This window comes from Bradyrhizobium oligotrophicum S58, from assembly GCF_000344805.1.
In the GTDB taxonomy this organism is placed as follows: domain Bacteria; phylum Pseudomonadota; class Alphaproteobacteria; order Rhizobiales; family Xanthobacteraceae; genus Bradyrhizobium; species Bradyrhizobium oligotrophicum.
The window spans coordinates 1,346,171-1,371,857 of the sequence record NC_020453.1; the positions used below are offsets into that span (position 1 = coordinate 1,346,171).

The 25,687-nt window shown below is 65.7% G+C and carries 25 protein-coding genes; 18 read left to right on the forward strand and 7 right to left on the reverse strand.

What is annotated here, in order from left to right:
- Positions 1-10: 10 nt before the first annotated feature.
- The 12 genes from S58_RS05795 (at position 11) to S58_RS05850 (ending at position 11,248) form a co-directional block, all read left to right on the forward strand.
- Entirely contained in the window at positions 11-1,666 is a 1,656-nt protein-coding gene (locus S58_RS05795; protein WP_015664318.1) for a nitrite/sulfite reductase, read from the forward strand.
- Positions 1,653-2,171 carry a DUF934 domain-containing protein gene (locus tag S58_RS05800; protein WP_015664319.1) on the forward strand — a complete coding sequence of 173 codons (519 nt, stop codon included), beginning with the start codon at positions 1,653-1,655 and terminating at the stop codon, positions 2,169-2,171. Before S58_RS05795 ends, S58_RS05800 begins: the two co-directional genes overlap by 14 nt.
- Positions 2,168-2,893, forward strand: coding sequence for a phosphoadenylyl-sulfate reductase (locus tag S58_RS05805; RefSeq protein ID WP_015664320.1), 726 nt, complete (start codon positions 2,168-2,170; stop codon positions 2,891-2,893). The genes S58_RS05800 and S58_RS05805 overlap by 4 nt, the downstream gene beginning before the upstream one ends.
- 204 nt (positions 2,894-3,097) lie before the next feature.
- A complete protein-coding gene (locus tag S58_RS05810; protein WP_015664321.1) occupies positions 3,098-4,087 on the forward strand; it encodes a sulfate ABC transporter substrate-binding protein in 990 nt (329 codons plus the stop codon).
- A 190-nt stretch (positions 4,088-4,277) separates the two neighbouring features.
- Positions 4,278-5,114, forward strand: a complete 837-nt coding sequence (gene cysT, locus S58_RS05815) for a sulfate ABC transporter permease subunit CysT (protein ID WP_083938509.1) — start codon at positions 4,278-4,280, stop codon at positions 5,112-5,114.
- Between the two features lie 8 nt (positions 5,115-5,122).
- The gene (cysW, locus tag S58_RS05820) at positions 5,123-6,031 is read left to right on the forward strand and encodes a sulfate ABC transporter permease subunit CysW (protein WP_015664323.1); all 909 of its coding nucleotides are present in this window, start codon (positions 5,123-5,125) and stop codon (positions 6,029-6,031) included.
- Positions 6,021-7,061 (forward strand): sulfate/molybdate ABC transporter ATP-binding protein, encoded by a 1,041-nt coding sequence (locus S58_RS05825; protein WP_015664324.1) that lies wholly within the window; start codon positions 6,021-6,023, stop codon positions 7,059-7,061. The genes cysW and S58_RS05825 overlap by 11 nt, the downstream gene beginning before the upstream one ends.
- 458 nt (positions 7,062-7,519) lie before the next feature.
- Positions 7,520-8,035 (forward strand): CAP domain-containing protein, encoded by a 516-nt coding sequence (locus tag S58_RS05830; protein WP_015664325.1) that lies wholly within the window; start codon positions 7,520-7,522, stop codon positions 8,033-8,035.
- A 166-nt stretch (positions 8,036-8,201) separates the two neighbouring features.
- A complete protein-coding gene (locus S58_RS05835; protein WP_015664326.1) occupies positions 8,202-9,377 on the forward strand; it encodes a DUF3734 domain-containing protein in 1,176 nt (391 codons plus the stop codon).
- Between the two features lie 5 nt (positions 9,378-9,382).
- The gene (locus S58_RS05840; RefSeq protein WP_015664327.1) at positions 9,383-10,174 is read left to right on the forward strand and encodes a 3-hydroxybutyrate dehydrogenase; all 792 of its coding nucleotides are present in this window, start codon (positions 9,383-9,385) and stop codon (positions 10,172-10,174) included.
- A gap of 260 nt (positions 10,175-10,434) precedes the next feature.
- On the forward strand, positions 10,435-10,686 hold the full coding sequence (locus tag S58_RS05845; protein WP_015664328.1) for a SemiSWEET transporter: 252 nt from the start codon (positions 10,435-10,437) through the stop codon (positions 10,684-10,686).
- 10 nt (positions 10,687-10,696) lie between these two features.
- Complete coding sequence (locus tag S58_RS05850; RefSeq protein ID WP_015664329.1) at positions 10,697-11,248, forward strand: RNA 2'-phosphotransferase; 552 nt, start codon at positions 10,697-10,699, stop codon at positions 11,246-11,248.
- A gap of 38 nt (positions 11,249-11,286) precedes the next feature.
- Here S58_RS05850 and S58_RS05855 read toward each other — a convergent pair whose 3' ends face one another.
- The 3 genes from S58_RS05855 to S58_RS05865 form a co-directional block, all read right to left on the reverse strand.
- Complete coding sequence (locus S58_RS05855; RefSeq protein WP_015664330.1) at positions 11,287-11,946, reverse strand: L,D-transpeptidase; 660 nt, start codon at positions 11,944-11,946, stop codon at positions 11,287-11,289.
- A gap of 172 nt (positions 11,947-12,118) precedes the next feature.
- Positions 12,119-13,495, reverse strand: a complete 1,377-nt coding sequence (locus S58_RS05860; RefSeq protein WP_015664331.1) for a lipopolysaccharide biosynthesis protein — start codon at positions 13,493-13,495, stop codon at positions 12,119-12,121.
- A gap of 105 nt (positions 13,496-13,600) precedes the next feature.
- The gene (locus S58_RS05865) at positions 13,601-14,440 is read right to left on the reverse strand and encodes a protein-disulfide reductase DsbD domain-containing protein (protein WP_015664332.1); all 840 of its coding nucleotides are present in this window, start codon (positions 14,438-14,440) and stop codon (positions 13,601-13,603) included.
- A gap of 136 nt (positions 14,441-14,576) precedes the next feature.
- On the opposite strand from S58_RS05865, the gene S58_RS05870 reads away from it, so the two are divergent.
- A complete protein-coding gene (locus S58_RS05870; protein ID WP_015664333.1) occupies positions 14,577-15,227 on the forward strand; it encodes a YqgE/AlgH family protein in 651 nt (216 codons plus the stop codon).
- Between the two features lie 187 nt (positions 15,228-15,414).
- Here the strand turns inward: S58_RS05870 and S58_RS05875 are convergent, their stop codons facing one another.
- Positions 15,415-16,302, reverse strand: a complete 888-nt coding sequence (locus S58_RS05875; RefSeq protein ID WP_015664334.1) for a TauD/TfdA dioxygenase family protein — start codon at positions 16,300-16,302, stop codon at positions 15,415-15,417.
- 373 nt (positions 16,303-16,675) lie between these two features.
- Between S58_RS05875 and S58_RS05880 the strand changes: the two genes are divergently transcribed.
- From S58_RS05880 to S58_RS05890, 3 genes are all read left to right on the forward strand, one after another.
- Complete coding sequence (locus tag S58_RS05880; RefSeq protein ID WP_015664335.1) at positions 16,676-17,821, forward strand: PQQ-dependent sugar dehydrogenase; 1,146 nt, start codon at positions 16,676-16,678, stop codon at positions 17,819-17,821.
- A 97-nt stretch (positions 17,822-17,918) separates the two neighbouring features.
- Entirely contained in the window at positions 17,919-18,653 is a 735-nt protein-coding gene (locus tag S58_RS05885; RefSeq protein WP_042340580.1) for an SDR family NAD(P)-dependent oxidoreductase, read from the forward strand.
- 82 nt (positions 18,654-18,735) lie between these two features.
- Positions 18,736-19,104, forward strand: coding sequence for a CsbD family protein (locus S58_RS05890; protein ID WP_015664337.1), 369 nt, complete (start codon positions 18,736-18,738; stop codon positions 19,102-19,104).
- Positions 19,105-19,220: 116 nt separating this feature from the next.
- Here the strand turns inward: S58_RS05890 and S58_RS05895 are convergent, their stop codons facing one another.
- Both S58_RS05895 and S58_RS05900 read right to left on the reverse strand, forming a co-directional pair.
- Positions 19,221-20,996 carry a DUF459 domain-containing protein gene (locus S58_RS05895; RefSeq protein ID WP_042338833.1) on the reverse strand — a complete coding sequence of 592 codons (1,776 nt, stop codon included), beginning with the start codon at positions 20,994-20,996 and terminating at the stop codon, positions 19,221-19,223.
- Positions 20,997-21,144: 148 nt separating this feature from the next.
- Positions 21,145-22,548: a lytic murein transglycosylase gene (locus S58_RS05900; RefSeq protein ID WP_015664339.1), complete on the reverse strand. Its 1,404-nt coding sequence runs from the start codon at positions 22,546-22,548 to the stop codon at positions 21,145-21,147.
- Positions 22,549-22,765: 217 nt separating this feature from the next.
- Between S58_RS05900 and S58_RS05905 the strand changes: the two genes are divergently transcribed.
- A complete protein-coding gene (locus tag S58_RS05905; protein ID WP_015664340.1) occupies positions 22,766-23,647 on the forward strand; it encodes a UTP--glucose-1-phosphate uridylyltransferase in 882 nt (293 codons plus the stop codon).
- Positions 23,648-23,693: 46 nt separating this feature from the next.
- On the opposite strand, the gene S58_RS05910 is transcribed toward S58_RS05905, so the two are convergent.
- Positions 23,694-25,202: a GGDEF domain-containing protein gene (locus S58_RS05910; RefSeq protein WP_015664341.1), complete on the reverse strand. Its 1,509-nt coding sequence runs from the start codon at positions 25,200-25,202 to the stop codon at positions 23,694-23,696.
- Between the two features lie 137 nt (positions 25,203-25,339).
- Here S58_RS05910 and S58_RS05915 point away from each other — a divergent pair, with 137 nt between their 5' ends.
- Positions 25,340-25,597, forward strand: coding sequence for a DUF7662 domain-containing protein (locus S58_RS05915; RefSeq protein WP_015664342.1), 258 nt, complete (start codon positions 25,340-25,342; stop codon positions 25,595-25,597).
- Positions 25,598-25,687: the final 90 nt, after the last annotated feature.

Genomic DNA, 25,687 nt, shown 5'->3' on the forward strand with positions numbered 1-25,687 from the left:
AGGCCCTGTCATGTACGCTTATGATGAAATCGACCGCACCCTGGTCAACGAGCGCGTCGCCGAATTCCGCGACCAGGTGAAGCGGCGGCTGTCGGGCGAATTGTCCGAGGACGAGTTCAAGATGCTGCGGCTGCAGAACGGCGTCTATCTGCAGCTGCACGCCTACATGTACCGCATCGCCATTCCCTACGGCACGCTGTCCTCCGAGCAGCTGCGCCGGCTCGCGCATGTCGCGCGCCGCTACGATCGCGGCTACGGTCACTTCACGACCCGGCAGAACATCCAGTTCAACTGGATCAAGCTCGCCGAGTTGCCGGATGCGATGGCTGACCTGGCCGAGGTCGGCATCCAGTCGATGCAGACCTCCGGCAACAATATGCGCAACGTCACATCGGACCAGTGGGCCGGCGTCGCGCCTGGTGAGATCGAGGATCCGCGCATCTGGGCCGAGCTGCTGCGCCAGTTCACGACCTTGCATCCGGAATTCTCGTTCCTGCCGCGCAAGTTCAAGATCGCGATCACGGCCTCCGAGCACGACCGCGCCGCCATCAAGATCCACGACATCGGCCTGCGTCTTCTGAAGAACGAGCAGGGCCAGACCGGCTTCGAGGTGCTGGTCGGCGGCGGCCTCGGGCGCTCGCCCTTCATCGCCAAGACCATCAAGCCGTTCGTCCACGGCCACGACATCCTCAGCTACGTCGAGGCGATCCTGCGCGTCTACAACCAGTACGGCCGCCGCGACAACATCTACAAAGCGCGCATCAAGATCCTGGTGCACGAGCTCGGCATCGAGAAGTTCGCGGCCGAGGTCGAGGAGGAGTGGCAGCAGATCCGCGACGGCGTGCTCAAGCTCGACGACGGGATCATCGAGGACATCCGCTCGCGCTTCTTCTACCCGGCCTACGAGACGCTGCCGCACATGCCGGACGAGCTCAAGCAGGCCGCCCACGATGCGAAATTCGAGGCCTGGCGCAAGAACTCGGTGTCTGCCCACAAGGTGCAGGGCTACGCCATCGTCACCGTGTCGCTGAAGCCGGTCGGCAAGCCGCCGGGTGACGCGACCGCGGACCAGATGGATGCGCTCGCTGATATCGCCGACAAGTACTCGTTCGGCGAGATCCGCGTCGGCCATGAGCAGAACCTGGCGCTGCCGCATGTCCGCAAGCGCGATCTGCCGGCGGTTTGGAAGGCGCTCGAGGCGATCGGCCTTGCAATCCCCAACGTCAACCTGGTCTCCGACATCATCGCCTGCCCGGGCCTGGACTACTGCTCGCTGGCGAACGCGCGCTCGATTCCGATCGCGCAGGAGATCACGCGCCGCTTCGCCAATCACGACACGGCGAATTTGATCGGCCGGCTGCACGTCAACATCTCCGGCTGCATCAATGCCTGCGGCCACCACCATGTCGGCCATATCGGCATTCTCGGCGTCGAGAAGAACAACGAGGAATTCTATCAGATCACGATCGGCGGCCGCGCCGACGAGGGCGCCGAGCTCGGCACCCTGATCGGACCCGCGGTGCCCTATGCCGAAGTCGCCGACGTCGTCGAGGACATCGTCGAAGCCTATCTTGCGCTGCGCGCGCGTCCCGAAGAGCTGTTCGTCGACACGGTGAAGCGGCTCGGGGTCGAACCATTCAGGGAGCGGGTTTATGCCACTCGTTAAGGGCGGACACATCATCGCGGACGAATTCGTCCGCATCACCGACGATGCCGAACTGCCGGCGCAGGGCGCGATCCTGGTGTCGGAAACGCGCTTGCTCGCGGATCCGCAGGCGCTGCTCGGCCGCACCGGTGGCAAGTGTGGGGTGATCTGGCCGAACAACCGCGACGTCGACGACCTCGTGCCACATCTCGACCGCCTCGCGCTGGTGGGGCTGGTGTTTCCGAGCTTCCGCGACGGCCGCGCCTATACCCAGGCGCGCCTGTTGCGTGAGCGCTACGGCTATCGCGGCGAGCTGCGCGCGACGGGGCAGGTGCTGCGCGACCAGTTCGTGTTCATGCTGCGCGCCGGCTTCGACGCCTTCGAGGTCAAGAAGCAGGCGGATGCCGAGGCCTTCACAGAAACCGTGAAGCGCTATTCGGTGTTCTACCAGCCGGCCGGCGATGGCCGGATCTCGGCGCTGCATCAGCGCCTGCAACTGCGCCATTCGGAGAGTGCCGGGCTGTGAGCACGCTTGCCGCATCACCTCTCGTCGTAGAGACGCCGGTCGCGGCGCTCGACGCTGCGCTGCGCATGGCTGCGCCGCGTGAGGTCATCGCCGCTGCGCTGCAGGCGATCGGTCGCGAGCGGCTCGCCGTGGTGTCGTCGTTCGGCACGGAGTCGGCGGCACTTCTGAAAGTGACGGCCGATGTCGATCCGGCGATCCCCGTGATCTTCCTCGACACCGGACACATGTTCGCCGAGACGCTCGCCTATCGCGACCAGTTGATCGAAATCCTCGGCCTGCAGGACGTGCGCTCGATGAAGCCCGACGCGGCGGCGCTGGCGCGCGAGGACGCCGACAACGAGCTGTGGTTCTCCGATCCCGACGCCTGCTGCCGGATCCGCAAAGTCGAGCCGCTGGCACGTGCGCTGGCGCCCTTCACCGCCTGGATCAACGGCCGCAAGCGCTTCCAGGGCGGCCTGCGTGCCGCGATCCCGGTCGTCGAGCAGGACGGCGCACGTGTCAAGTTCAACCCGTTCGCGAACGTGACGCGAGAGGACATCGCCGAGATCTATCGCGCCGCCAACCTGCCGCAGCATCCGCTGGTGGCCTCCGGCTTCCGCTCGATCGGCTGCATGCCCTGCACCAGCCGATCGGAGTCCGCTGAAGACGAGCGCGCCGGACGCTGGCGCGGCCGCGGCAAGACGGAGTGCGGCATCCACACGGTGGTGACGTCCCCGGTTTAGTGAGGCGTTATCGGCCGGCTTTCCGGGACGCCATGACGACATTGCGCCGCGGCAGAACAACCATCCCAATGCCGAGCGCTTCGTAGCAGAATGCCTATGTCCGATCGGAAACAAGAAAATCCGCTTTCGTTGACTCTGACGTGCACATCCGGCGATCTGGCGTGCGCGCCTGCAACATCGCGGGCCTGGGAATGGAGAGCTTGGATGATGCGGCGTCTTCTGGCGGTTGTCGCGGGGCTGGCATGGGCGGGATCGGCCTATGCGGCTGATATCAACCTGCTCAACGTCTCCTACGACCCGACCCGCGAGCTCTATGTCGAGTTCAACAAGGCATTTTCGGCCGCCTATCAGAAGGAGACCGGCAAGAGCGTCGAGGTCAAGCAGTCGCATGGCGGCTCCGGTGCGCAGGCCCGCAGCGTGATCGATGGCCTGCAGGCCGACGTCGTGACTCTGGCGCTCGCCTATGACATCGACGCGATCGCGGGCAAGGGGCTGCTCGACAAGGAGTGGCAGAAGCGGTTGCCGCAGAATGCATCGCCCTACACGTCGACCATCGTTTTCCTGGTCCGCAAGGGCAACCCCAAGGGCATCAAGGACTGGGACGACCTGCTCAAGAAGGGCGTCGAGGTGATCACGCCCAATCCCAAGACGTCCGGTGGCGCCCGCTGGAACTATCTCGCCGCCTGGGGCTATGCGCTGAAGAAGCTCGGGTCGGCCGACAAGGCCAAGCAGTTCGTCGGCGATCTCTATCAGCACGTTCCCGTGCTCGACACCGGCGCACGCGGCGCCACGGTGACGTTCGTGGAGCGCGGTGTCGGCGATGTCCTGCTCGCCTGGGAGAACGAGGCCTATCTGGCGCTGCGCGAATTCGGCAAGGACAAGTTCGAGATCGTGGCGCCGCAGCTGTCTATTCTGGCCGAACCGCCAGTTGCGGTGGTCGATACGGTGGCTGACAAGAAGGGCACGCGGAGTGTGGCCGAAGCCTACCTGAAATACTGGTATACAAAGGAAGGTCAGGAAATTGCCGCACGCAACTCCTACCGTCCGCGGGATCCCGAGGTCGCCAAGACATACGAGGCTGCCTTCGCCAAGGTCGAGCTGTTCACCATCGACGAAGTGTTTGGCGGCTGGACCAAGGCTCAGAAGGAGCATTTTGCGGAAGGCGGGATCTTCGATCAAATCTATAAGAATTGATCGAATCACGAGGAAGGAGTTGGTGACCGCCGGTCTGGTACGGCTTCGAACCCACAAGGTCAGAAGCCGGCGTTGCGGCGATCTGCGACACTGCGCGTGAGACGCTGTCCCCGGTCTCGGCCGACGAGGCAAGGGGGCGGCGGGCGGACACCGATCATCGATATCTCTCATCAATGGACCAGGCCTTTTTTTGAACGTACTTGCACCACGTCGCAGCACCTTGCCGGGCTTTGGTCTCACCATGGGACTGACGCTGACCTGGCTGTCTCTGATCGTCCTGATTCCGCTCGCGGGGCTGTTCGTCCGCTCGACTGATCTCAGCCTCGACCAGTTCTGGGGCATCGTCACCAGCCGGCGCACCCTGAGTGCGCTCAAGATCTCGTTCGGGCTCGCCTTCGCCGCCGCCTGCGTGAATCTCGTGATGGGCACCATCGTCGTGTGGGCGCTGGTGCGCTACCGCTTTCCCGGGCGCCGCCTGTTCGACGCCATCGTCGACGTTCCGTTCGCGCTGCCGACGGCGGTGGCGGGCGTGGCCCTGACGGCGCTGTTCACCCAGAAGGGCTGGCTCGGCGCGCCGCTCGCCGCAATGGGGATCAAGGTGGCGTTCACGCCGCTTGGCATCTTCGTCGCCATGATCTTCATCGGCATTCCCTTCGTGGTCCGCACCGTGCAGCCGGTGCTGATCGACCTCGATCCCGAGATCGAGGAGGCGGCGGCGAGCCTCGGCGCCGGGCGCTGGCAGATCGTCACGCGCGTGATCCTGCCGAGCCTGACGCCGGCGCTGCTGACCGGCTTTGCGCTCGCCTTTGCACGCGCCGTCGGTGAGTATGGATCGGTGATCTTCATCGCCGGCAACCTGCCGAACGTCTCCGAGATCGCGCCGCTGCTGATCGTGATCCGGTTGTCCGAATTCCGCTACGCCGATGCCACCGCGATCGCGGTGGTGATGCTGGTCGTGGCGTTCCTGATCATCTTTGCCGTGAACCGGCTGCAGCGCTGGGCGCAGAGCCGGGCGCCGTTGAATTAGGACGTGAGATGAGCGTGGAGATGACCCTGCAGGCGCCCTCCGTGGCGTCATCAGCGACGAGGCAGCGCGTGGCCCAGGCCGGCCGGCCGGACCCGCGCACCGAGCCGCGCCTGGTCCGGATCGTCATCACGACACTCGCATTGGCATTCCTGTCGGTGTTTGTCGTGCTGCCGCTGATCGTCGTGTTCGTCGAGGCCTTCGGCAAGGGTATTGCGGCCTATTTCACCGCGCTCGCCGACGCCGAGGCGTGGGACGCGATCAGGCTGACCTTGCTGGTGGCGCTGGTTTCGGTCGGCACCAATCTCGTATTCGGCCTGTGCGCCGCCTGGGCGATCGCCAAGTTCGACTTTCCCGGCAAGACGTTCCTGATCACCCTGATCGATCTGCCGTTCTCGGTGAGCCCGGTGATCTCAGGCCTCGTCTTCGTGCTGCTGTTCGGCGCGCAGGGCTTCTTCGGCCCGTGGCTGCAGAGCCATGGCCTGCAGATCCTGTTCGCGTTTCCGGGCATCGCGCTTGCGACCGTGTTCGTGACATTCCCGTTCGTTGCGAGGGCGCTGATTCCGCTGATGCAGGAGCAGGGCACGCAGGAGGAGGAAGCGGCGGTCTCGCTCGGCGCGTCCGGCCTGCAGACCTTCTTCCGCGTCACCTTGCCGAACATCAAATGGGGCGTGCTGTACGGCGTGCTTCTCTGCAACGCGCGTGCGATGGGCGAGTTCGGCGCCGTCTCCGTGGTGTCCGGCCACATCCGCGGCGAGACCAACACGATGCCGCTGCTGGTCGAGATCCTCTACAACGAATACCAGATGGTCGCCTCGTTCGCGATCGCCTCGCTGCTGGCGATGCTCGCGCTGATCACGCTGGTCGTCAAAACCGTCCTCGAACGGCAACTCGATGAGGGAGGTCCGCGTGACCATTGAAGTCAGGGGTGTCGTCAAGACGTTCGGCACGTTCAAGGCGCTCGACGGCGTCGATCTCAAGGTCGCCGACGGCGAATTGCTGGCGCTGCTGGGTCCGTCCGGGTCGGGCAAGACGACGTTGCTGCGGATCATCGCCGGGCTGGAATGGCCCGACTCCGGCGAGATCCTGTTCGACGGCGAGAGCGCGCTCGATCGCGGCGCCCGCGAGCGTCACGTCGGCTTCGTGTTTCAGCACTATGCGCTGTTTCGCCACATGAACGTATTCGAGAACGTCGCCTTCGGCCTGCGCGTGCAGCCGCGCCGTATCCGCAAGAGCGAGGCCGAGATCCGCGCGCGGGTGAAGGAGCTGCTCGATCTCGTGCAACTCGATTGGCTCGCCGACCGCTATCCGAGCCAGCTCTCCGGCGGCCAACGCCAGCGCATCGCACTGGCGCGCGCGCTCGCCATCCAGCCGCGCATCCTGCTGCTCGACGAGCCGTTCGGCGCGCTCGACGCGAAGGTGCGCAAGGAGCTGCGGCAATGGCTGCGCACCTTGCATCACTCCATCAACGTCACGTCGATCTTCGTCACCCACGACCAGGAAGAGGCGCTCGAGGTCGCGCACCGCGTCGTCGTGATGGACAAGGGCCGCATCGAGCAGGTCGGCTCGCCGAGCGACGTCTATGACGCTCCCGCGACCGCCTTCGTCCACGGCTTCATCGGCGAATCGATCATGCTGCCGGTCGAGATCTCCGGCGGCGCCGTGCATCTCAAGGGGCGCCCGCTGGATCTCGCCGCCGAGGGCGCGGCCGTCGGCGCTTCGACCTTGTTCGTGCGCCGCCACGACATGGTGATCGGCCCGGCCGGCAGCGGCACGCTGGACGGCGCCATCACCCATGTCCGCAGCTTCGGCCCGGTGCAGCGCGCCGAGATCGCGCTGACTGAGGGCATGGCGACGATCGAGATCGACGCCCCGCGCGACCGCGAACTCAGGGTCGGCGATCGCGTCGGATTGAAGCCGCGGCACTATCGGATTTTTGCGGGCGGGTGAGGACCCGCTGAGCTCAGCCTCCGATTAGATGTCGTTGGTCCAAGACAGCCGGCCAAACATTCGGTGTCGTCGCGGACAAAGCCCGGCAACGTCCTAGCTCAGCTGCGCGCCACAACCTCCGCTGTCGTCCCGGCGAACGCCGGGACCCATACCGCGTGATGTCGCGGTGAGAAACGGCTGGTCGTCCCGCCTGCCTCGAACCATTCCCTGGGGTGATGGGTCCCGGCGCGGAGGCCGGGACGACACCCGGTTTTGGGGCGCCTTGCTCGGCACACGATTGGCAGGGCTCCAGAGGTTTGGTCCACCTTGCAGGCTTGACCGCGCCGTTGACATGGTTGACGAACCGTTGCCGGCCAAAACGGCAGCAATTGTCGGAATGGAACTTACCTCCGATTCACCTTTCAGCCACGGTTGATGTGCAACAACCCGCCTCTCGCGTCGGCATAGGGACTGGTTCATTGAAGCATCTGGCACTCGCACTCTCCGTTGCATTCCTGCTCGCCGGCTGCGCAGCTGAGGCGCCGGTCGTGCAGGCACCGACCATGTATGCCGACATGGCGGTGGCCGGAGCGAAGCTCGATGCTGTCGCTGCGGCGACGATGATATCGCAATACCGCCAGAACAACGGGCTCGGCATGGTCGAGGTCGATCCGGAGCTGATGCGGCTGGCGGAATCGCAGTCGCAGGCGATGGCCGACAAGAACAAGCTCGATCATGACGTGCGCGCGCCGCTGGCCAAGCGGCTGAACGGCGCCGGCTACGATGCAACCGTTGCGGTCGAGAACGTGTCGGCCGGCTATCACACGCTGGCAGAAGCGTTTTCCGGCTGGCGCGACTCGCCGCCGCATCGCGCCAACATGCTGAAGACCGGTGTCACAAAAATAGGCATCGCGGCGAGCTATGCTCCGAATACCAAGTACAAGGTGTTCTGGACCATGATCCTGGCCGCGCCGGACGGCAAGAAGCCGTCCTGACAGGCAGGCCTGACGCCGGGTTGCGCAGCGGATTGCACGGTCGGCGGTCACGCGTTCGGGCCGATGGCCCCGTCCCCGACCTCCCTTGGCGTGGATTCTTGGCGTGGATTGACGTCACCGCGAAGTGACGCCACGGTGGCGCCTTGCTTTGCTAATGACCGCGGTAATGACGCAACATCCATTTCCCCCTCTGCCTGCAACTCCCACCCAGTCCCGACGCGTACTCGTCCTGCAGGGCGGCGGCGCGCTCGGCTCCTACCAGGCCGGCGCCTATCAGGCGTTGTGCCATTTCGACTTCGAGCCGGAATGGGTCGCCGGTATCTCGATCGGCGCCATCAACGCCGCGATCATCGCCGGCAACGACCGCGACAAGCGCATCGGCCGTCTCAAGGAATTCTGGGAGATGGTATCGTCGCCGGTGCCGTGGAAGCCGTTGCTCAACGGCGACCATCACCGCTCGGCCTTCAACGAAGTCAGCGCCGGGCTGATCGCAGCGTTCGGCGTGCCCGGCTTCTTCACGCCGCGCTTTCCCCCGGCGCCGCTATGGCCATCCGGCAGCCTGCAATCGGTCAGTTATTACGACACCGCGCCGCTGAAGCGGACCCTGGAGCGGCTGGTCGACTTCGATCGCATCAACGATCTCAAGACGCGGCTCTCCGTCGGCGCCGTCGGCGTCACCTCCGGCAACTTCACCTATTTCGACAATGTCGAATTCAGCAAGCAGGGCAAGCGCATCGGGCCCGAGCATATCATGGCCTCGGGCGCGCTGCCGCCGGGCTTCCCGCCGGTCGAGATCGACGGCGAGCATTATTGGGACGGCGGCATCGCCTCCAATACGCCGCTCGACTACGTGCTCGATACCGAGACCGATCGCGACCTCCTGATCTTTCAGGTCGATCTGTTCTCCGCGCGCGGCGATCTGCCGCGGACGCTGCTGGAGGCGGCCGAACGCGAGAAGGACATCCGCTATTCCAGCCGCACGCGGATGAACACCGACAAGAACCGGATGATCCACAACACGCGCAAGGCGTTCCGCGAGCTCTATGCCAAGCTGCCGGAGGAGCTGCGCAACGATCCGTCACTGGAGATCCTGTGCAAGGCGGCGCAGGAGAACACCGTGACGGTGGTGCACCTGATCTACCGCAGCAAGAACTACGAGACGTCCTCGAAGGACTACGATTTCTCCCATGTCGCGATGGTCGAGCATTGGGAGGCGGGCGTGCGCGACGTCCACCAATCGATGACTCACAAGGACTGGCTGGAGCGGCCGCAGTCCGGCGAGACCATGGTCACCTACGATCTCACGCAGGACGGCAGCCTCGCTGCCGCCAAGAAGGAGTGAAGCACATGACGACGAATTTGAAGGGCAAGACCGCGGTCGTGACCGGCTCGACCAGCGGCATCGGGCTCGCTTATGCGCGCGCCTTCGCCTCGGCCGGCGCCAACATCGTGCTCAACGGCTTCGGCGCGCCTGCCGATATCGAAAAGGAGCGCGCGGCGATCGAGAGCGACTACAAGGTCAAGGCCGTGCATTCGCCGGCCGACATGAGCAAGCCGGCCGAGATCGCCGGCATGATCGCGCTCGGCGAAACCACGTTCGGCTCGGTCGACATCCTCGTCAACAACGCTGGCATCCAGTTCGTCTCGCCGGTCGAGGACTTCCCGCCGGAGAAGTGGGAGCAGATCATCGCGATCAATCTGTCGTCCGCCTTCTACGGCATCCGCGCCGCCGTGCCCGGCATGAAGAAGCGCGGCTGGGGCCGCATCATCAACACGGCTTCCGCGCACTCGCTGGTCGCCTCGCCGTTCAAGTCGGCCTATGTCTCGGCGAAGCACGGCATCGCCGGCCTGACCAAGACCGTGGCGCTGGAGCTTGCGACCTTCAAGGTCACCTGCAACTGCATCTCGCCGGGTTATGTCTGGACGCCGCTGGTCGAGAAGCAGATCCCGGACACCATGAAGGCGCGCAACATGACCAAGGAGCAGGTCATCAACGACGTGCTGCTGGATGCCCAGCCGACCAAGCAGTTCGTCACCGTGGAGCAGGTCGCCGCACTGGCGCTGTTCCTGTGCGGCGACGATGCCGCGCAGATCACCGGCACCAATTTGTCGATCGACGGCGGCTGGACGGCGGAGTAGCGTCGTCTGGCTACGGCCGGGCCTGCCACACCCCTCACTGTCATCGTCCGCGTAGGCGGACGATCCAGTATTCCAGAGACGCCAGTGAGCGATCGAGAGGCCGCCGCGTACTGGATTGCCCGCCTTCGCGGGCAATGACACGCGGGTGTGGTGGGGCTGCGCACCTCGAGCAAATGATCAGTTTCGCGCCGAGGCGGGTTTCGCTTCGGCGCGGCTCATTCTACAAGCGTGCGTCCACGACCAGCGCACGGATCCAAATCTTGCTGACCACGATCATCGGCCTCGGCGCCGCCACCTGCACCACGTGTTCGTTCCTGCCGCAGGTCATCAAGGCCTGGCGCTCGCGCTCGACCCATGACATCTCGATGGGCATGTTCGTGCTGCAGACCACCGGCAACTCGATGTGGCTGCTCTACGGCGCGCTGATCAGCGATTTGCCGCTGGTCGTCGCCAACGCCATCACGCTGGGTCTGGTCGCGGCGATCCTCAGCCTGAAGCTGCGCTACGGCTAGGACGAAGACGATGGCCCTCGATCCGGTCCGCTTGAGCAAGTTTCTGAGCCTGGTGCTGCGGCATCAGCCGGAGACGATCGGCCTGGTGCTGGATGCGCAGGGCTGGGTGGCCATCGATGATCTGATCGCGCGTGCGGCTGCCGCGGGGACGGCCTTGAGCCGGGCCGATCTGGAGCAGGTGGTTGCGACCAGCGACAAGAAGCGCTTCACCATCTCGGAGGACGGGCAGCGCATTCGTGCTGCGCAGGGCCATTCGGTGAACGTGGAGCTTGGACTGACGCCGCGCGAGCCGCCTGCCGTGCTCTATCACGGAACGGCGACGCGGTTCGTCGAGCCGATCATGGCACAGGGTCTGAAGCCGCAGTCACGCCAGCAGGTGCATCTGTCGCTGGACGAGGCCACAGCCGTGAATGTCGGGCGCAGGCATGGCAAGCCCGTCGTCGTGCAGGTCGATGCCGCAGCGATGCATCGCGCCGGTCTGAAATTCTACGTTGCCGACAACGGCGTCTGGTTGACCGACCACGTGCCGCCAGAATTTCTCAGCGTGCCCGCGCCGCTTTGAGTTTAGCGGCTTGGTCGCCGCGCGACGGAGCGCGTCGATCAGCTGCGGCGCGCGAACACGTTTGCGGTGGTGGAGGCGACGCTCTGGCCCGGCGGCAGCACGACCACCGTCGAGCCCATCTGAACGCGGCCGTAGAGATCGGCGACGTCGGTGTTGGTCATGCGGATGCAGCCGGACGAAATGGCCTGGCCGATATATTCGGGCTGATTGGTGCCGTGAATCCGGTACAGCGAATCCTTGTTGCCCTCGTAGAGATAGATCGCGCGCGCGCCGAGCGGATTGGCCGGGCCGCCGGCGACGCGCTTCGGATACGGGCCGAGGCGCGCCTGGATGTCGGCGGTGGGAACCCAGTCCGGCCATTCGGCGAGCTTGCCGACCGTGGCGACGCCGGAGAAAGCCATCGCCTCTTCGCCCACGGCGACGCCGTAACGGATCGCCTTGCGGTCGGGAAGGACGTAGTACAGGAAGCGCGCATCGGTATCGACCACGATCGTGCCCGGCTGTTCCTGCCGGGTGTACTCGACGATGTGGCGCTGGAACTGTTCGGGGATCTGGGCTTCGGCATAGGGCGCGCGGGACAGGAGCTGCCTGTCGCGCGGCGTCAGGGCCGCATCGGATGTCGGCGACAGCGTCGCTTCCATGCAGCCGGCCAGCATCAACGTTCCGGCCAACGATAGTGCGAGCCCCAGTCTCGACATCTCAATCTCCCCCGCGCGATCAAACCATGTGCCCGGAGGATCGCGCCAATATCAAGGCGCTGCACCAAACGCTTGCGTGATCGCTGTGCGATCGGCGACGGCAGTGCGTGCGGTCCCAGGTTCCGTCAAATCGAGGCCAAGATGACGCACCAGATGCGTCGACAACGGTTCCTCAAGACGCCTTGCCGAAGGCGAGAACGTGCAGCCCGAGCCGCTGCTTGACGATGCGGAACAGCAGCACCGTCTCGAACGCGAGCGACAGCGAGGTGGCGGCTGCGGCGCCATGGCCGCCGAAGCGCGGAACCAGCACGATGCACAGCACGAGGTTCATGGCGAACGCCGCCGCATAGGCGGAGGCGCAGGCGCGCTGCTGGCCCAGCATGTTCAAGAGACGCTCGACCGGCCCGATCGCCGAGCGGACGACGAGCCCGATCGCAGCAATGAACATGATGTCGTAGCCGGCGGTGAACTGCGCGCCGAACAGAAACAGCAGCGGCTTGCCGAGCGCCAGCAGCACCAGGGTCGCCGCTAGCGACGGCCAGAACGTCCATTTGATGGCATGCGCGACATAGGCCGACAGCCGCGCTTTGTCGCCGAGCGCGTGATACTCGGCGAAGCGATGCGCCGTCGTCGCCGACATCGCGTAGTGGATGAACGACACCAGCGCGAGCGTCTTGACGACCGCGAAATAGATGCCGACCTCTTCGGAGGAGCGGAATTGCTGCAGCACCAGCACGTCGGTGTAGGACAGCAGCAGATAGAAGCTCTCGACCAGCAGGATCGGCAGCGAGATCGCGAGCCAGCCTCTGAGATCGTACTGTTTCGGTCCCGCTTCGATATGGCGGCCGAGTCGCCGGTTCAGCACCAGCATCTGGCCGAGCATCGCAATCCAAACGGCGGCGGCGCTGGCGGCCATCGCAGCCGTTGCGCCGAGGCCGAAGCCGAGCACGAAGGCGCCCGCGGTGAAGCCGATGATCAGCGTCTGGCGGATGATGAATTGCGGCATCAGCCCGAGCGTCATCCAGTCGTGCGAGCGCGCGATGCCGTCCTGGGTGTTGGCGACCACGAAAGCGGGCAAGGTCAGGCAGCCGATATAGAGCGGCAGGCGCTCGCCGGCGTCGATCCAAGGCGACAGCAGCGCGATCAGTCCGGCGAGCAGCAGCGCAGCGATGCTGGACGTTGCCAGCGTGAGCCAGCGGCCGCCGGAGAGAAAGCCGCGCAGCAGCGCCTGCTCGCCCGAGGTGCGGTAGTCCGGAATGATCTTCTGCGCCGAGGAGGCGATGCCGAAATCGAGCATGCTGCCGAGCAGCAGCACCCAGGTCCAGACATAGACGTAGGTGCCGTAATCCGAGCCGCCCATCCAGCGCGCCAGCAGGATCTGGCTGAGATAGGCAAGGCCGGCACTGAGCACGCGGATGAGGAAGATGGTGCCGGCGAGCCGCCGCGTCAGCGAAGCTTCGCCGCTGCCGCCGAATGCCGCCAGCCGCGCCTTCAGCCGGGCTGCGAGGCCTGTCGATGCGGGGGCGTTGCGGGCGTCCGTCACGGCCACGGCGGGGGCTCCACGGCCGCGCTGATGGCGGCGAAGCCTCTCTCCTATCAACGCATCGTTAAGAATGGGTTGGATCGGGGAGGCTCAACCGTAGCGGCCGCGCCGTCATGGCAGGTTGACGTTGAACTCGTACGCCTTGTCCGGGCCGACCAGCGTGAACTTCAGCGCCGCGCCGTCGGGCTTGACGCCGGGCGGAACGCCGTCGAGCTCGAAGGCGAAGCGCTTGATGCCCGGCGTGCCGCTGTCGCGCGCGGTCGGGATCGGCAGTGCCCAGTCCGGTGTCGGTCCCTCGACATAGAGGTGGACGTCGTGTGGATCGGCCACGGCGACATCGACGATGACGTCCTTCTTGCCGTCGCGCCTGACGTCACGGATCGTCAGCGCGTTGGGATCACCGATATTGGCCGGCTTCGGCACGGTGTCGAGCGCCGCCGACAGCGCCGTGTCCTCGGTGCTGGCGACGCTGGTGAAGGCGAGTTCGGCCTTGGCCTCCACCGGAATGCAGATCTTCTCGCACACCGCGTAGCTGATGTCGGCGCGCAGGGTCATCGGCTTGTCGGCGTTCTTGGCGACGATGCGCAGCGGCAGCACGATCTGATCGTGATAGCCCAGCGAATGGCCGCCGGCGCCGTCATCGAACTTGGTGGGCGATGGCCACAGAACCGTCACGGCTTCGACGTTGTCCGACTTGGAAAAGTCGAATCGCGGCGGCACGCCGGAATCGCCGGGCATGCGCCAATAGGTCTTCCATCCCGGTTGCAGCTGAACGGCGATGCCGCCGAGCATGACCGGGCCGCTGCGCGACCCCGCGAGCAAACGCACCGCGGAGTGGCTGTCGCGCTGCCACGGCGAGGCGTCCTGCGCCTGTGCGCTGAACGCAAGGCCGGACGACATGAGGGTTGCGACGAGCAGTGTGGCGGAGGTGTGAGGAACCAAGGCGGACATGAGACGTCTTTAGAGTGCGGTTCAGGCATAAACCATTGAATTGCTTGTGAGCGGATTTCGTCGCCGGGCTCTGAACCTTGATTGACAGATGCGCATCCCAATATCAGGATATCAACGATCACGAGAGTCCTTGCGGATGAATCCTGAGACAAAAAGGCTGGGCGACATTCGCCGCAAAGTAACGGGGATCGGGGATCACACCTCTCACGGTGGTTACCTGGACGGCCAGCTGCTGGTCGCCATGCCCGTGATGGGCGATTCCCGTTTCGAGCGCTCGGTGATCTATCTCTGCGCGCACTCGGCCGAGGGCGCCATGGGTATCATGGTGAACCGTCCGGCCGGCAGCATCGACTTTCCGCAGCTGTTGATGCAACTGAATATCATCGACAAGAACGATCAGATCAGTCTGCCCGACAGTGCCGAGACGATGAAGGTGTTGAGCGGCGGTCCGGTCGACACCGGCCGCGGCTTCGTGCTGCATTCGAGCGACTACTTCATCGCCAACGCGACCTTGAAGATCAATGACGGCGTCTGCCTGACGACGACGATCGACATCCTCAAGGCGATCGCCAAGGGCAATGGGCCGGAGCACGCCATCCTCGCGCTCGGCTATGCCGGCTGGCGCGCCGGCCAGCTCGAGGAAGAGATCCAGGACAATGGCTGGCTGCATTGCGATGCCGATCCCGAGCTGATCTTCGGCGACAATGTCGAGGACAAATACGATATGGCGCTGCGCAAGATCGGTATCGACCCCGGCATGCTGTCCAACGCCGCCGGGCACGCGTAGAGACGATCATCCTGCTGACGTCCAAGCGCTCGCGGAATACGAGCCATCTGTTGATGCGCTTTGTGTCTCTCCATCGTCATTGCGAGCGAAGCGAAGCAATCCAGGGCTGCGCGCATAGCCCTGGATTGCTTCGTCGCTTCGCTCCTCGCAATGACGGCATATTTGGTAGCAGTCCCTGAACTCACAGCTACTCCGCCGCCTGCTGCGCGACCGTCGGCTCGGTGCCGGCGACCGTGGCGCGGCGCATGTCGCGCGGTTGCGACTGGTCGTAGCGGCGAACGCGGTGCATCGTCTGGCGATTGTCCCACATGATCAGGTCGTGCAGCGTCCATCGGTGGACGTAGACGAACTCCGGCTGCGTGGCGTGCTCGGTGAGGTCGCGCAGCAGCAGCCGTCCTTCCGGCATGCTCATGCCGACGACGGCACCGGCATGCGATGACAGATAGAGCGACTTGCGGCCGTGCGCGGGATGCGTGCGCACCAACCGCTGCCGCACCGGCTTGAACATCTCCTTCTCCTCGTCGCTGTAGTCGAGAAAACCGAGCGAGCCGCGCGAATACATCAGCGAATGTTCGCAGACGAGATCTTCGATCTCGGCCTTGGTCTCGGGGTCGAGCCCGTCATAGGCCGCGCGCATGTCGGCGAACTCGGTGTTGCCTCCCTTAGGGTTCACGATGCGCGCCGACAGGATCGAGTACTTCGCCGGGATTGGCCGGAACGAGCTGTCGGAATGCCACAGGCAATTGCCGAGATTGAACAGATGGGTGCGGTGGTCTCGCGGCAGCGGCTGCCCGTCCTTGCCGAGATTGGAGACGTCGTTGAGCCCGGTCGAGAGGCGGTAGTCTTCCTTCCTGGTGACCGTGCCGCCGCGTGCCTGCTCGCGTTCGCCGAAATTGAGCGCGAAGGCGAGCTGCTGTTCGTCGGTGATGTCCTGCTCTTGAAACACCAGTACCGCGTAGTGATCGATGGCAGCCTGCAGCTGCGCAACCTCGTCCGGTGTCAGCGCCTTGCGCAGATCGACGCCCGTCACTTCGCCGACGAAATGCCGATGCAGCTGCCGGATGGCGAGCGCCATGGCCTCCTCCTTGCGTGTCCTCTGATGGCGGCCTCGTGTCCGCTTCGGTCCCGAAGGCTACGCCGGAGCGATGCGAAGTCAACGCAGGCGCGGACCACGGTTGCGCACGGCTGTCATGCCGGCACGTCAGGCGTCACGCGTCGCGGCGTTTGACGTCGGTCGCCTTCTGCTTGGTTGACGACGGGCGGGCCGTTCGATCGGCGCAGGTGCAGCAGCGCGCGGATGACGCGCGGCTGCAAATTTGCTGCTCACGGAAAAATGCTCTTCGCCTGCTCATAGCCGGGGTATCACCAATCGGACCCATTCGATAGGCACCGATCGTGACCGGCCGCATTCACGCTGCATGCGACGATGATCAACAACCGGAGTCACCATGGCGCTGCACAAGACATTCATGACGTTGGCGCTGGTCGCGGCGGGCCTCATTGCCGCACCGCTAGCTCGGGCCGAGAGCATCAATGCCGGCGGCCGCAGGGCGAGCCCCGTGCAGCCGTTCGATGCGCAGAGCGTGGCGGAGTTCGACACGCCCTGGGCGATTGCATTCCTGCCGGATGGACGGATGCTGATCACCGAAAAGCCCGGCCGGATCTTCGTCGTCACCCAGAGCGGGCAGAAGACCGAGATCGGCAACGTTCCCGCCGTTGCGGCTCGCGGACAGAACGGCCTGTTGGACATCGCGGTCGCGCCGACATTCGCCACGACGTCGCAGGTCTATTTCAGCTACACCGAGCCCAGTGCCGAAGGCAGCCGTCTCGTTCTGACCCGAGCCGTTCTGTCGCTTGCGAACGATCGCGCCACGCTGACCGATCCTGCGGTGATCTGGCGACAGACGCCGGCGGGCGGCGGCGGTCAGCCCGGCGGCATCATCGCGTTCGATCCGTCGGGAACGCATTTGTTCCTCAGCGTGGGCGACCGCATGCAGCCGAACAGCGCCCAGGATCAGCGCCAGGCGCGCGGCAAGGTGCTCAGGCTCAATCTCGATGGTTCGACACCCTCAGACAATCCGATGGCTGAAGACAAGGGCGTGCCGGCGCAGACATGGACCACGGGTCACCGCAATCCCTACGGTCTCGCCTTCGCCGTGGACGGGCGCCTCTGGCTGCACGAGATGGGGCCGCGTGGCGGCGACGAACTCAACCTGATCGAGCCGGGCCGCAACTACGGTTGGCCGCTGGTCTCGAACGGCGACAATTATGACGGCACGCCGATCCCGCGTCATAAGACGCGGCCGGAGCTTGCTGCGCCGTTGCTCTACTGGGATCCGGTGATCGCGCCGGCCGGCCTCGCCTTCTACGATGGCGCGATGTTCCCGCAGTGGAAGGGATCGGCGCTGATCGGGGGCTTGCGGGCTCACGCGCTGGTGCGCGTGGCGTTCCAAGCCGACGGCCAACCCGATGAGGTCGAGCGTTGGGACATGGGCGAGCGCATCCGCGACGTCGCGGTCGCGCCGGATGGTGCGGTCTGGATCATCGAGGACAATTCCCCCGGCCGGTTGCGGCGGCTCACGCCAAGGAAGTGAACCAGAGTCACCAAGCGGCGATGGCCTGAGCGGCGTTGACAGTCGCCGCATGCTGCTCACAGACGACAACATCAACAACAATGATGGAGCAGGGGAGATGAACGCACTCGATTTCTCTGGACGCTCGGTGCTCGTGATCGGCGGCTCCAGCGGCATCGGCAATGGCATCGCACAGGCGTTTCGCGCGCAGGGCGCCGATGTCGCGGTCTGCGGCACGCGCGCCAGTGCGGCCGACTATTCTGCCGCCGACGGCAGTGATCTCGAAGGCCTGGACTATCAGCAGCTCGACGTCAGCAACGCCGCAGCGGTCGACGCGTTTGCGCCGGGCTTCGACCGGCTCGACGTGCTGGTGCTGGCCCAGGGCGCGGTGCTGTACCGCCGCGGCGAATTTGCCATGGACGGCTTCCGCAAGGTCGTCGAGGTCAACCTCATCAGCCTGATGGCCTGTGCGACCAAGTTTCACCCCCTGCTGCGCGATGCGAAGGGAGCACTGATCATCGTCTCCTCGACGGCAGCCTATCACTCGACCATGGGCAATCCGGCCTACAATGCCTCCAAGACCGGCGCGGTCGGGCTGACGCGCACGCTGGCTGAAGCCTGGGCTGCGGACGGCATCCGGGTCAATGGCATCGCGCCGGGCCTCGTCGACACCAAGATGACGAAGGTGACGACCGCCAATCCGCAGCGTCTCGAAGGCGCCCTGCAGCGCATCCCGCTGAAGCGGCTGGGCACGCCGCAGGACATGGCCGGTGCAGCGCTGTTCCTCGCTTCGCCGTTGTCGTCCTACATCATCGGGCAGACCATCGTCGTCGATGGCGGGCTGATTTTGTAGTCGGTCGGAACCGTCGCCGCCTCAGCCGGTTAGCAGAGCGGAAAGCCCGCAAACGCAGACACTGCAGACAAGGAGAGCGGCGATGGATACGGATCGGTTGACCGGAACGGCGAAGGATGTCGCAGGCAAGGTCGAGGGCGGAATCGGCCAAATGACCGGCGACAAGAGCACGCAGGCGTCGGGACGCGCCCGCGAGGCTTCGGGCGCGGTGCAGAACCTCTACGGCCAGGCCAAGGATGCCGCCCGCGACGCCAGCGATGCCGCGATGGATTACGCCAAGGATACGTTCGGCAATAGCACCGAGGCGCTGCGTGACGGCACTCAGGCTCTCACCAAGCGGGTGCACGACAATCCGATGGGCGCGCTTCTCGTTGCCGGCGGCATCGGTTTTCTGCTGGCGATGTTGATGCGTCCGTCGAGCCGGCCGCAGCCGCAGCGCTGGCGTTACTGAGCTCAAGTGATCGACTAAATGAAACGGCCCGCATTCGAGATCGAATGCGGGCCGTTTTTCATGCGTCTCGTTCCAGGTCGGGCGATCGCTCTGTACCTGCTAACCTCAGCCCGGGATCATCGCGCAGGGGCTTCGACCGCCGCCGAGCGGCCCACGGCTCCTGGCGGCCGTGGCGGGGCGTTGGGATTGCGCGCGGCTGGCGGCTTCGATGGCTGCGCCTGGGGCTGCTGAGGCGCGCCGAAGCCGAAGAACTCGCGCACGCCCTGACCGCCCTGGTTCGGCTGTTGCGCCTGGGCGGGCGGTGTCTGGCCCGGCGCTCCAGGGGTCGTCAGCCGTCTTGGCCTCTGCTGGGCCGGAAGCTGATTCGGGGCAGCCGGCACGGCCTCGTTCGGTGACGTCGCCGCCATCGGCGTATCGGGCTTGGCGAGCTCCTTCGGCGGCTCCTTGGCCTGTTCGCGCCCGATCTCGCGGCGCGGCCAGATGTAATCGTCGGCGCGACCGGCGGGCGGGCTCAGCGCCTCGCCCTTGACCAGCGTCCGGGCCGCCAGGGCATCGACCGCCGCCGGGCGGGAGCCGGGGCCGCCGAGCAGCTGATCGGTGCCGACCGACGAGGCAACCAGCGGCAGGATCGGACCTGCGACCGGGCGCGGCGCCGGCTGGCCCGGTACGGCGTTGGCGTCCGGCGTCGCCGGCTCGTTCGGCAGTTCGAGCGGGGCTGAACGGGCTGCGAGCAGGCGGTTGATCTCGCGCTCGGCATAGTGCGCGAGCTTGCGCGCGCCGGGCTTGGTGAAATAGACGCCGTCGTAGGAGCGCAGCTGGCGGATCTGGCCTTCGAAATCCGGGCCTTTCTGCAGGAAACGGCCGGCTTCGTCGACGAACCCGTCCCAGACGTCGACATAGGTGATGCCGGCCTTGCCGGCGACGTCGCGAAAAAGCGAATCCAGGAAAAGCGCGTCGGCCGTGCCCTTGGGGCCGCGGACCGCAGGCAGCCCCACCCAGAGCACGGGCACGCCCTTGCTCTTGGCGACCGCGATCATCTCCTCGATCTTCTTGGTATAGAGCTCGACCCAGCGGTCGTCGCGGAATTCGTAGAGGCCGTTGGGTGAGCGGGCAGCCTTTTCCGGTGCCGCCACTGCAGGCGTATCGTTATCGGCTTCGTCCTGCGGCAGATCGCTGTCCGCTTTATCGTCAGGCTTGGCGGCCGTGTCGGTCTTCGGATCGGACTTGGCATCCGGCTTGGCCTCTCCGGCTTTGGCGTCACCGGGCTTCGTGTCGCCGGGCTTGGCCTCACCGGGCTTGGCCTTGGCGTCCTTCTTGGTCTTGTCCGCCTTCTTGTCGTCCGGCTTGTCGGTCTTCTCGACAACCGGCTCGCGCAGCGAGAGACGGTCATTGAGCCCGAGCATGATCACGATCGCATCGGCACGCTCGGTGGCCAGGATGCCCTTGGCGGCTGCAGCCCAGTCGGCCGGCTCGCCCTTGGGCTGGTACTTGATGAGGCCCGAATTCGTCTTGATTCGGCGGGTGATCCCCATGTCGGGCTGCTCGGAGTAGGCGTCTTCCAGGCCATAGGCGAGCCAGTCGGCCATGCCGTCGCCGAGCACCAGCACGTAGCGCTCCGGGGCATTGTCGCGCTTCTCCGGCGGCGGCGCCTTGGAATAGTCCTGTGTCACCTTTCTCGGCTGCTGTGGCTGGAACGGCGTGAAGAAGTCGTTGCCGAACCAGCCCCCGCCGCCGCCGCGCGGCGCCGGCCGCGGCGAGGAGAACGGGTTGAAGTTGAAGAACTGGGCCGAGGCCGGGCCGGTGATCCCGACCAGCATGGCGATGACGACCGCCAGCACGACCAGGGGGCCGGGCTCGTTCAACAGCTTGAGAATGGACTTCAGCTTTGACATGCGCACCCGTCCGCGCCGCCGCGCGGCGAAATCGTGACAACCCATATAATAGGAGCCGAATCAGGCCGCAAACGGGCATTCACCGGATGGTGTTGATGTCCGCCGCAATCGCCCCAAAAGGTTACCGGCGCGGCGGATTGGGCCGGGATCACCGCGCCCGCAGTCGTTCCAGCACGTCGGAGGTGGCAAAACCGTCCGCTGGCGCCCCGATCGAGGCCTGGAAGTTCCGCAGCGCCTCACGGGTCTGACCGCCGAACTGGCCGTCGGGCGTGCCGCGGTAAAAGCCGCGTTCCGCCAGCAGCTGCTGCAGCTCGAGCCGTTCGGCCCGCGACAACGTCCGTTCCTCACGCGGCCAAGCCTGAACGAAGGGTGGACCGCCGCGCAGGCGGTCGGCGAAATGGCCGATCGCCAGCGCATAGGCCTCGGCCGGATTGTATTTCATGATGACGCGGAAGTTCTGCAGCATCAGGAACCCCGGCCCTTGCGCGCCGGCTGGCGCCAGCAGATAGGCCTTCTCGGCCGAGGCCGGGAACGGCTGGCCGTTGGGGCGCCGCAAGCCGAGCTGCTCCCATTGTCCGAAGCTCATGGTCTTGGCGCGGTCGGCCAGCATGAAGTTGAAGCCCTGCGGCAGCACGACCTCGTAGCCCCAGCTCTGGCCGCTCTGCCAGCCGTCTTTCTTCAGGTTGTTGGCGGTCGAGGCGATCAGGTCGGCCGGATTGTCGACCACGTCGCGGCGGCCGTCGCCATCGGCGTCGACGGCGAAGCGCTTGAAGGCGGTCGGCATGAACTGGGTCGGGCCGAACGCGCCCGCCCACGAGCCCCGCAGCTGCTCGGGTCGCAGATCGCCGCGGTTGAGGATCTCCAGCGCCGATAGGAACTCATCCTTGAAATAGGCCTGGCGACGGCCGATGCAGGCGAGCGTCGCGGTCGACTGCAGCACGCTGCGATCGCCGATCTGGGTCGAGTAGTTGGATTCGATGCCCCAGATCGCCGCGACGATGTAGCGGTCGACGCCGTAGGCACGCTCGGTGGCATCGAACTGCGCCTTGTACTTCGCGAGCACTTCGCGGCCTTTGGCCATGCGGGCGTCGCTCACCAGGATGTCGAGATAGTCCCAGATCGACTTGGTGAATTCGGGCTGCGCGTCGAGCAGATCCATGATGCGCAGGTCAGGCGACAGGCCTGCCGTGAAGCGCTGGAAATTGTCCTGCGTGATGTTGCGGCGTGCGGCATCTGGCCACATGCCGGCGACGCAAGCGTCGAAATTGCCCGCGGCCTCGCGGATCGCTGCCGCCGTCATCAGCGGATGGCCGGAGGCGCCGTCCTCGCCGCTCCACGGCTGCGGCCCACCGGTCGAGGGTGTCTGCGCCGGCGTGGAGGCGCCCGGGTCACCCTTGGTCAGGGTGCCCGTGAACAGGCCGTCGAGGAAGTTCAACGGCCCGCCGCCGGACTGGGCCGATGCGGAACCGGACACCGCTGCCAGCGCGGTCGTCACAAGCGCTGTCCGGGCTCCGGCCTTCAGCGCCGCCAGGAATTCGTTCCGTCGCACCATGTCTCGATCCAGATCGCGTGAAGACCGGGCTCAACGAGGCCCGTACCTGCTTAACAGGAGATTAACAGGGTTGATGATTTCCGCAGCGAAATTTCGCCCTTCGGACTGCGTCCGACGGAACACTCGACCAACATCCGCCTTTGTTCTCGGCTGCAAACGAGCTACCAAGATGCGATCGTTTTCGCATTCATATCGTCACAAGGTTTAGTCATCCCCCATGAAGATCCGCAAAGCCGTATTTCCGGTCGCCGGTCTCGGCACCCGCGTCCTTCCCGCCACCAAGGCGATGCCGAAGGAAATGCTGACGATCGTCGACAGACCGCTCATCCAATATGTCTTCGACGAAGCGAGAGAAGCGGGCATCGAACATTTCGCATTCGTGACCGGCCGCAACAAGACCGCGATCGAGGATCATTTCGATCGCATGTACGAGCTCGACGCGACGCTGGCGGCGCGCGGCAAGAAGACCGAGATGGAGATCCTGGCGCGCGATCAGCCGGAGGCGGGCGCCGTCAGCTTCACCCGCCAGCAGGCGCCGCTGGGCCTCGGCCACGCGGTATGGTGCGCGCGCGACATCGTCGGCGATGAGCCCTTCGCGGTGGTGCTGCCCGATGAGCTGGTGCTGAACGCGCCAGGATGCCTGGCACAGATGATCGCGGCCGCCAACGACTTGCCCGAGAAGAGCAACGTGCTCGCGGTGCAGGAAGTGCCGGCCGATCAGACGCATCAATATGGCATCTGCGGCGTCGGCAAGCGCGACGGCAAGATCTTCGAGGTCGACGGCATGGTCGAGAAGCCGGCCAAGGGCACGGCGCCCTCGAACTACTCGATCACCGGGCGCTACATCCTGCAGCCGGAGATCTTCAAGATCCTGGCGACGCAGGAGCGCGGCGCCGGCGGCGAGATCCAGCTCACCGACGCGATGATCGGCCTGTCGAAGACGCAGAAATTCTACGGCGTGGACTTCGACGGCGAGCGGCATGATTGCGGCTCGAAGTCGGGCTTCCTCAGGGCCAACATCGCCTTCGGCATGGCACGCGCCGATCTGCGCGACGGGCTCCGCGACGACATGAAGCGCTATCTCGGCAGCAAGGGCTGAGATCAACGCCGGCGCGACGGGTCACGATCCGAAGCGGCCGGCGGCATCATGCCGCCAGCGCCGCGGCCGCCGACGGCTTCGGCACGGCAACGCTGACGCAGCGATTGCGGCCCGCCGCCTTGGCTGCGTACAGCGCCTTGTCGGCGGCGCTGAGCAGGCTGCTCCAGTCGGTATCGCGCGGCGGCGTGACGCTGGCGACCCCGATGCTGATCGAGGTGTTGGACGTCTCTCCCGCCCAGATCGCAACCTTGCCGCGGATCGTCTCGGCGACATGCAGCGCGGCTGTGTCCGAACTCTCCGGCAGCAGCACGGCGAACTCTTCGCCGCCATAGCGCGCCGCGCAATCGCCGGCGCGCCGCACGGAGTCTGAAATGCACACGGCGATGCCGACCAGCACCTGGTCGCCTGCCTGGTGACCGTGGGTGTCGTTGTAGCTCTTGAAATGATCGGCATCGATCATCAGAAGCCCCAGCGGCGCCTGCGTCCGCTGCGCCCGCCGCCACTCGCTCTCGATGGTCTCGTCGAACTTGCGCCGGTTCTTCAGGCCGGTCAGCGGGTCGGTGGTTGCGAGCTGTTCGAGCCGGGATTCGACCTTGGTGCGCAGCTGGATCTCGCGCGCGGCGACCTGGGTCGCGGCCAGCACGAACACGATGAGCGCCAGCATCATCGCGCCGATCTGGGCGGCCTCGCTGCGCCAGACGGCATAGACGCTGTCCCATGTCTTGCTGGCGACGACCACCAGCGGCTCGGTGCCGTTGCGCCAGACCAGGAGCCGCGGCAGGTCGTCGAGCGCGCCATAGCTGCTCGCCCAGCCGGTCGGCTCGGTCAGCGCGCGGGTCACGGCCGGCGCCCGCGCCAGGTTGCGCCCGATTGCGGTGGGATCGAACGGCGCGCTGACGATGACGGTGCCGTCGCGCCGGAACACGGTGAGGCTGTCGCCGGGGCCGAGCGTGAGCCGGCCGAACAGGTCGCGGAAATAGCTCAGGCGGATCGAGCCGGCGACGACGCCGGCGAAGTGCCCGTCGGGCGTCGAAATGCGGCGGCTGAGCACGATCGAGGCATGGCCACGATGCTGGGCGGGGCGGCCGACATAGAGCCCGCCGTCCGGGCGGTCGCGATGGACCTGGAAGAAGTCGGCATCGCTGCGGTCCTCGGGCGAGGGATCAAGCGTGGTCGAATCGATGGCGAGGCGGCCCTTGGCGTCGAAGACCTGAATGGCGCCGAAATTCCTCGCGGTGGACGCGCGATCGAACAGGATGAGATGGCGGACCGGCTTGCTGACCTCCTTGATTTCGGGCAGCAACATGTTGCCGGCAACCGCGCGCAGGGAGAGATCGTAGAGCTCGATGTTGCGGCTGATGTCGGCGCCGATGCCGGCGGCGAGATTTTCCAGCGACTGCCGGGCCCGCACCTCCTCGCCGCGGCGAAGGTCGATCATGACGCTGGCACAGATGGCGGAGAAGCCGATGATGGTCGAGATGGAGCAGGTGACCAGGGTGCGGGCCGAGAGCCGCCAAGGCGGCTGTGCCCGGCCTGTGCGGCTTTGCGGTCGCATCGTCCCATCCCCGTGGAGTCCCGCCCGTAAAGTGACGGATCACCGGAAGTAACGCATGTTAGGTTAACGAGTCGTTGCGTTCGCAGCGCCTGTCGTCAAGGCTGCCGCACACTCGCTTGGTACGATGGAGTCGAGACTTGCCGGACTATGATGCCCTGCGCGATTACCTCAAGCGGCAGACCCGCCCCGAACTGATGCTCAGCCTCGACGAAATCGAGGAGCTGATCGGCGACAGTCTGCCGCGCGCGTCGCACCGCGCGTCGTGGTGGGACAGCCTGAGGAGCCCGCAGGAGAAGATGCCACAGCGCGAAGCCTGCCTGGCGGCCGGCTATGTCGCGACCCGCATGCCGGACGGCAAGGGCGTTCGTTTCCGCAGGCTTAAGCCTGAGCGCTGAGCCTAGGCCGCCGCTGTCACGGCACTTGGCCCGGATGCTGCTTTTGGCTCCGCAGACGATGCCGTGGTCGGACTGAGCTTTCAGGGCGCG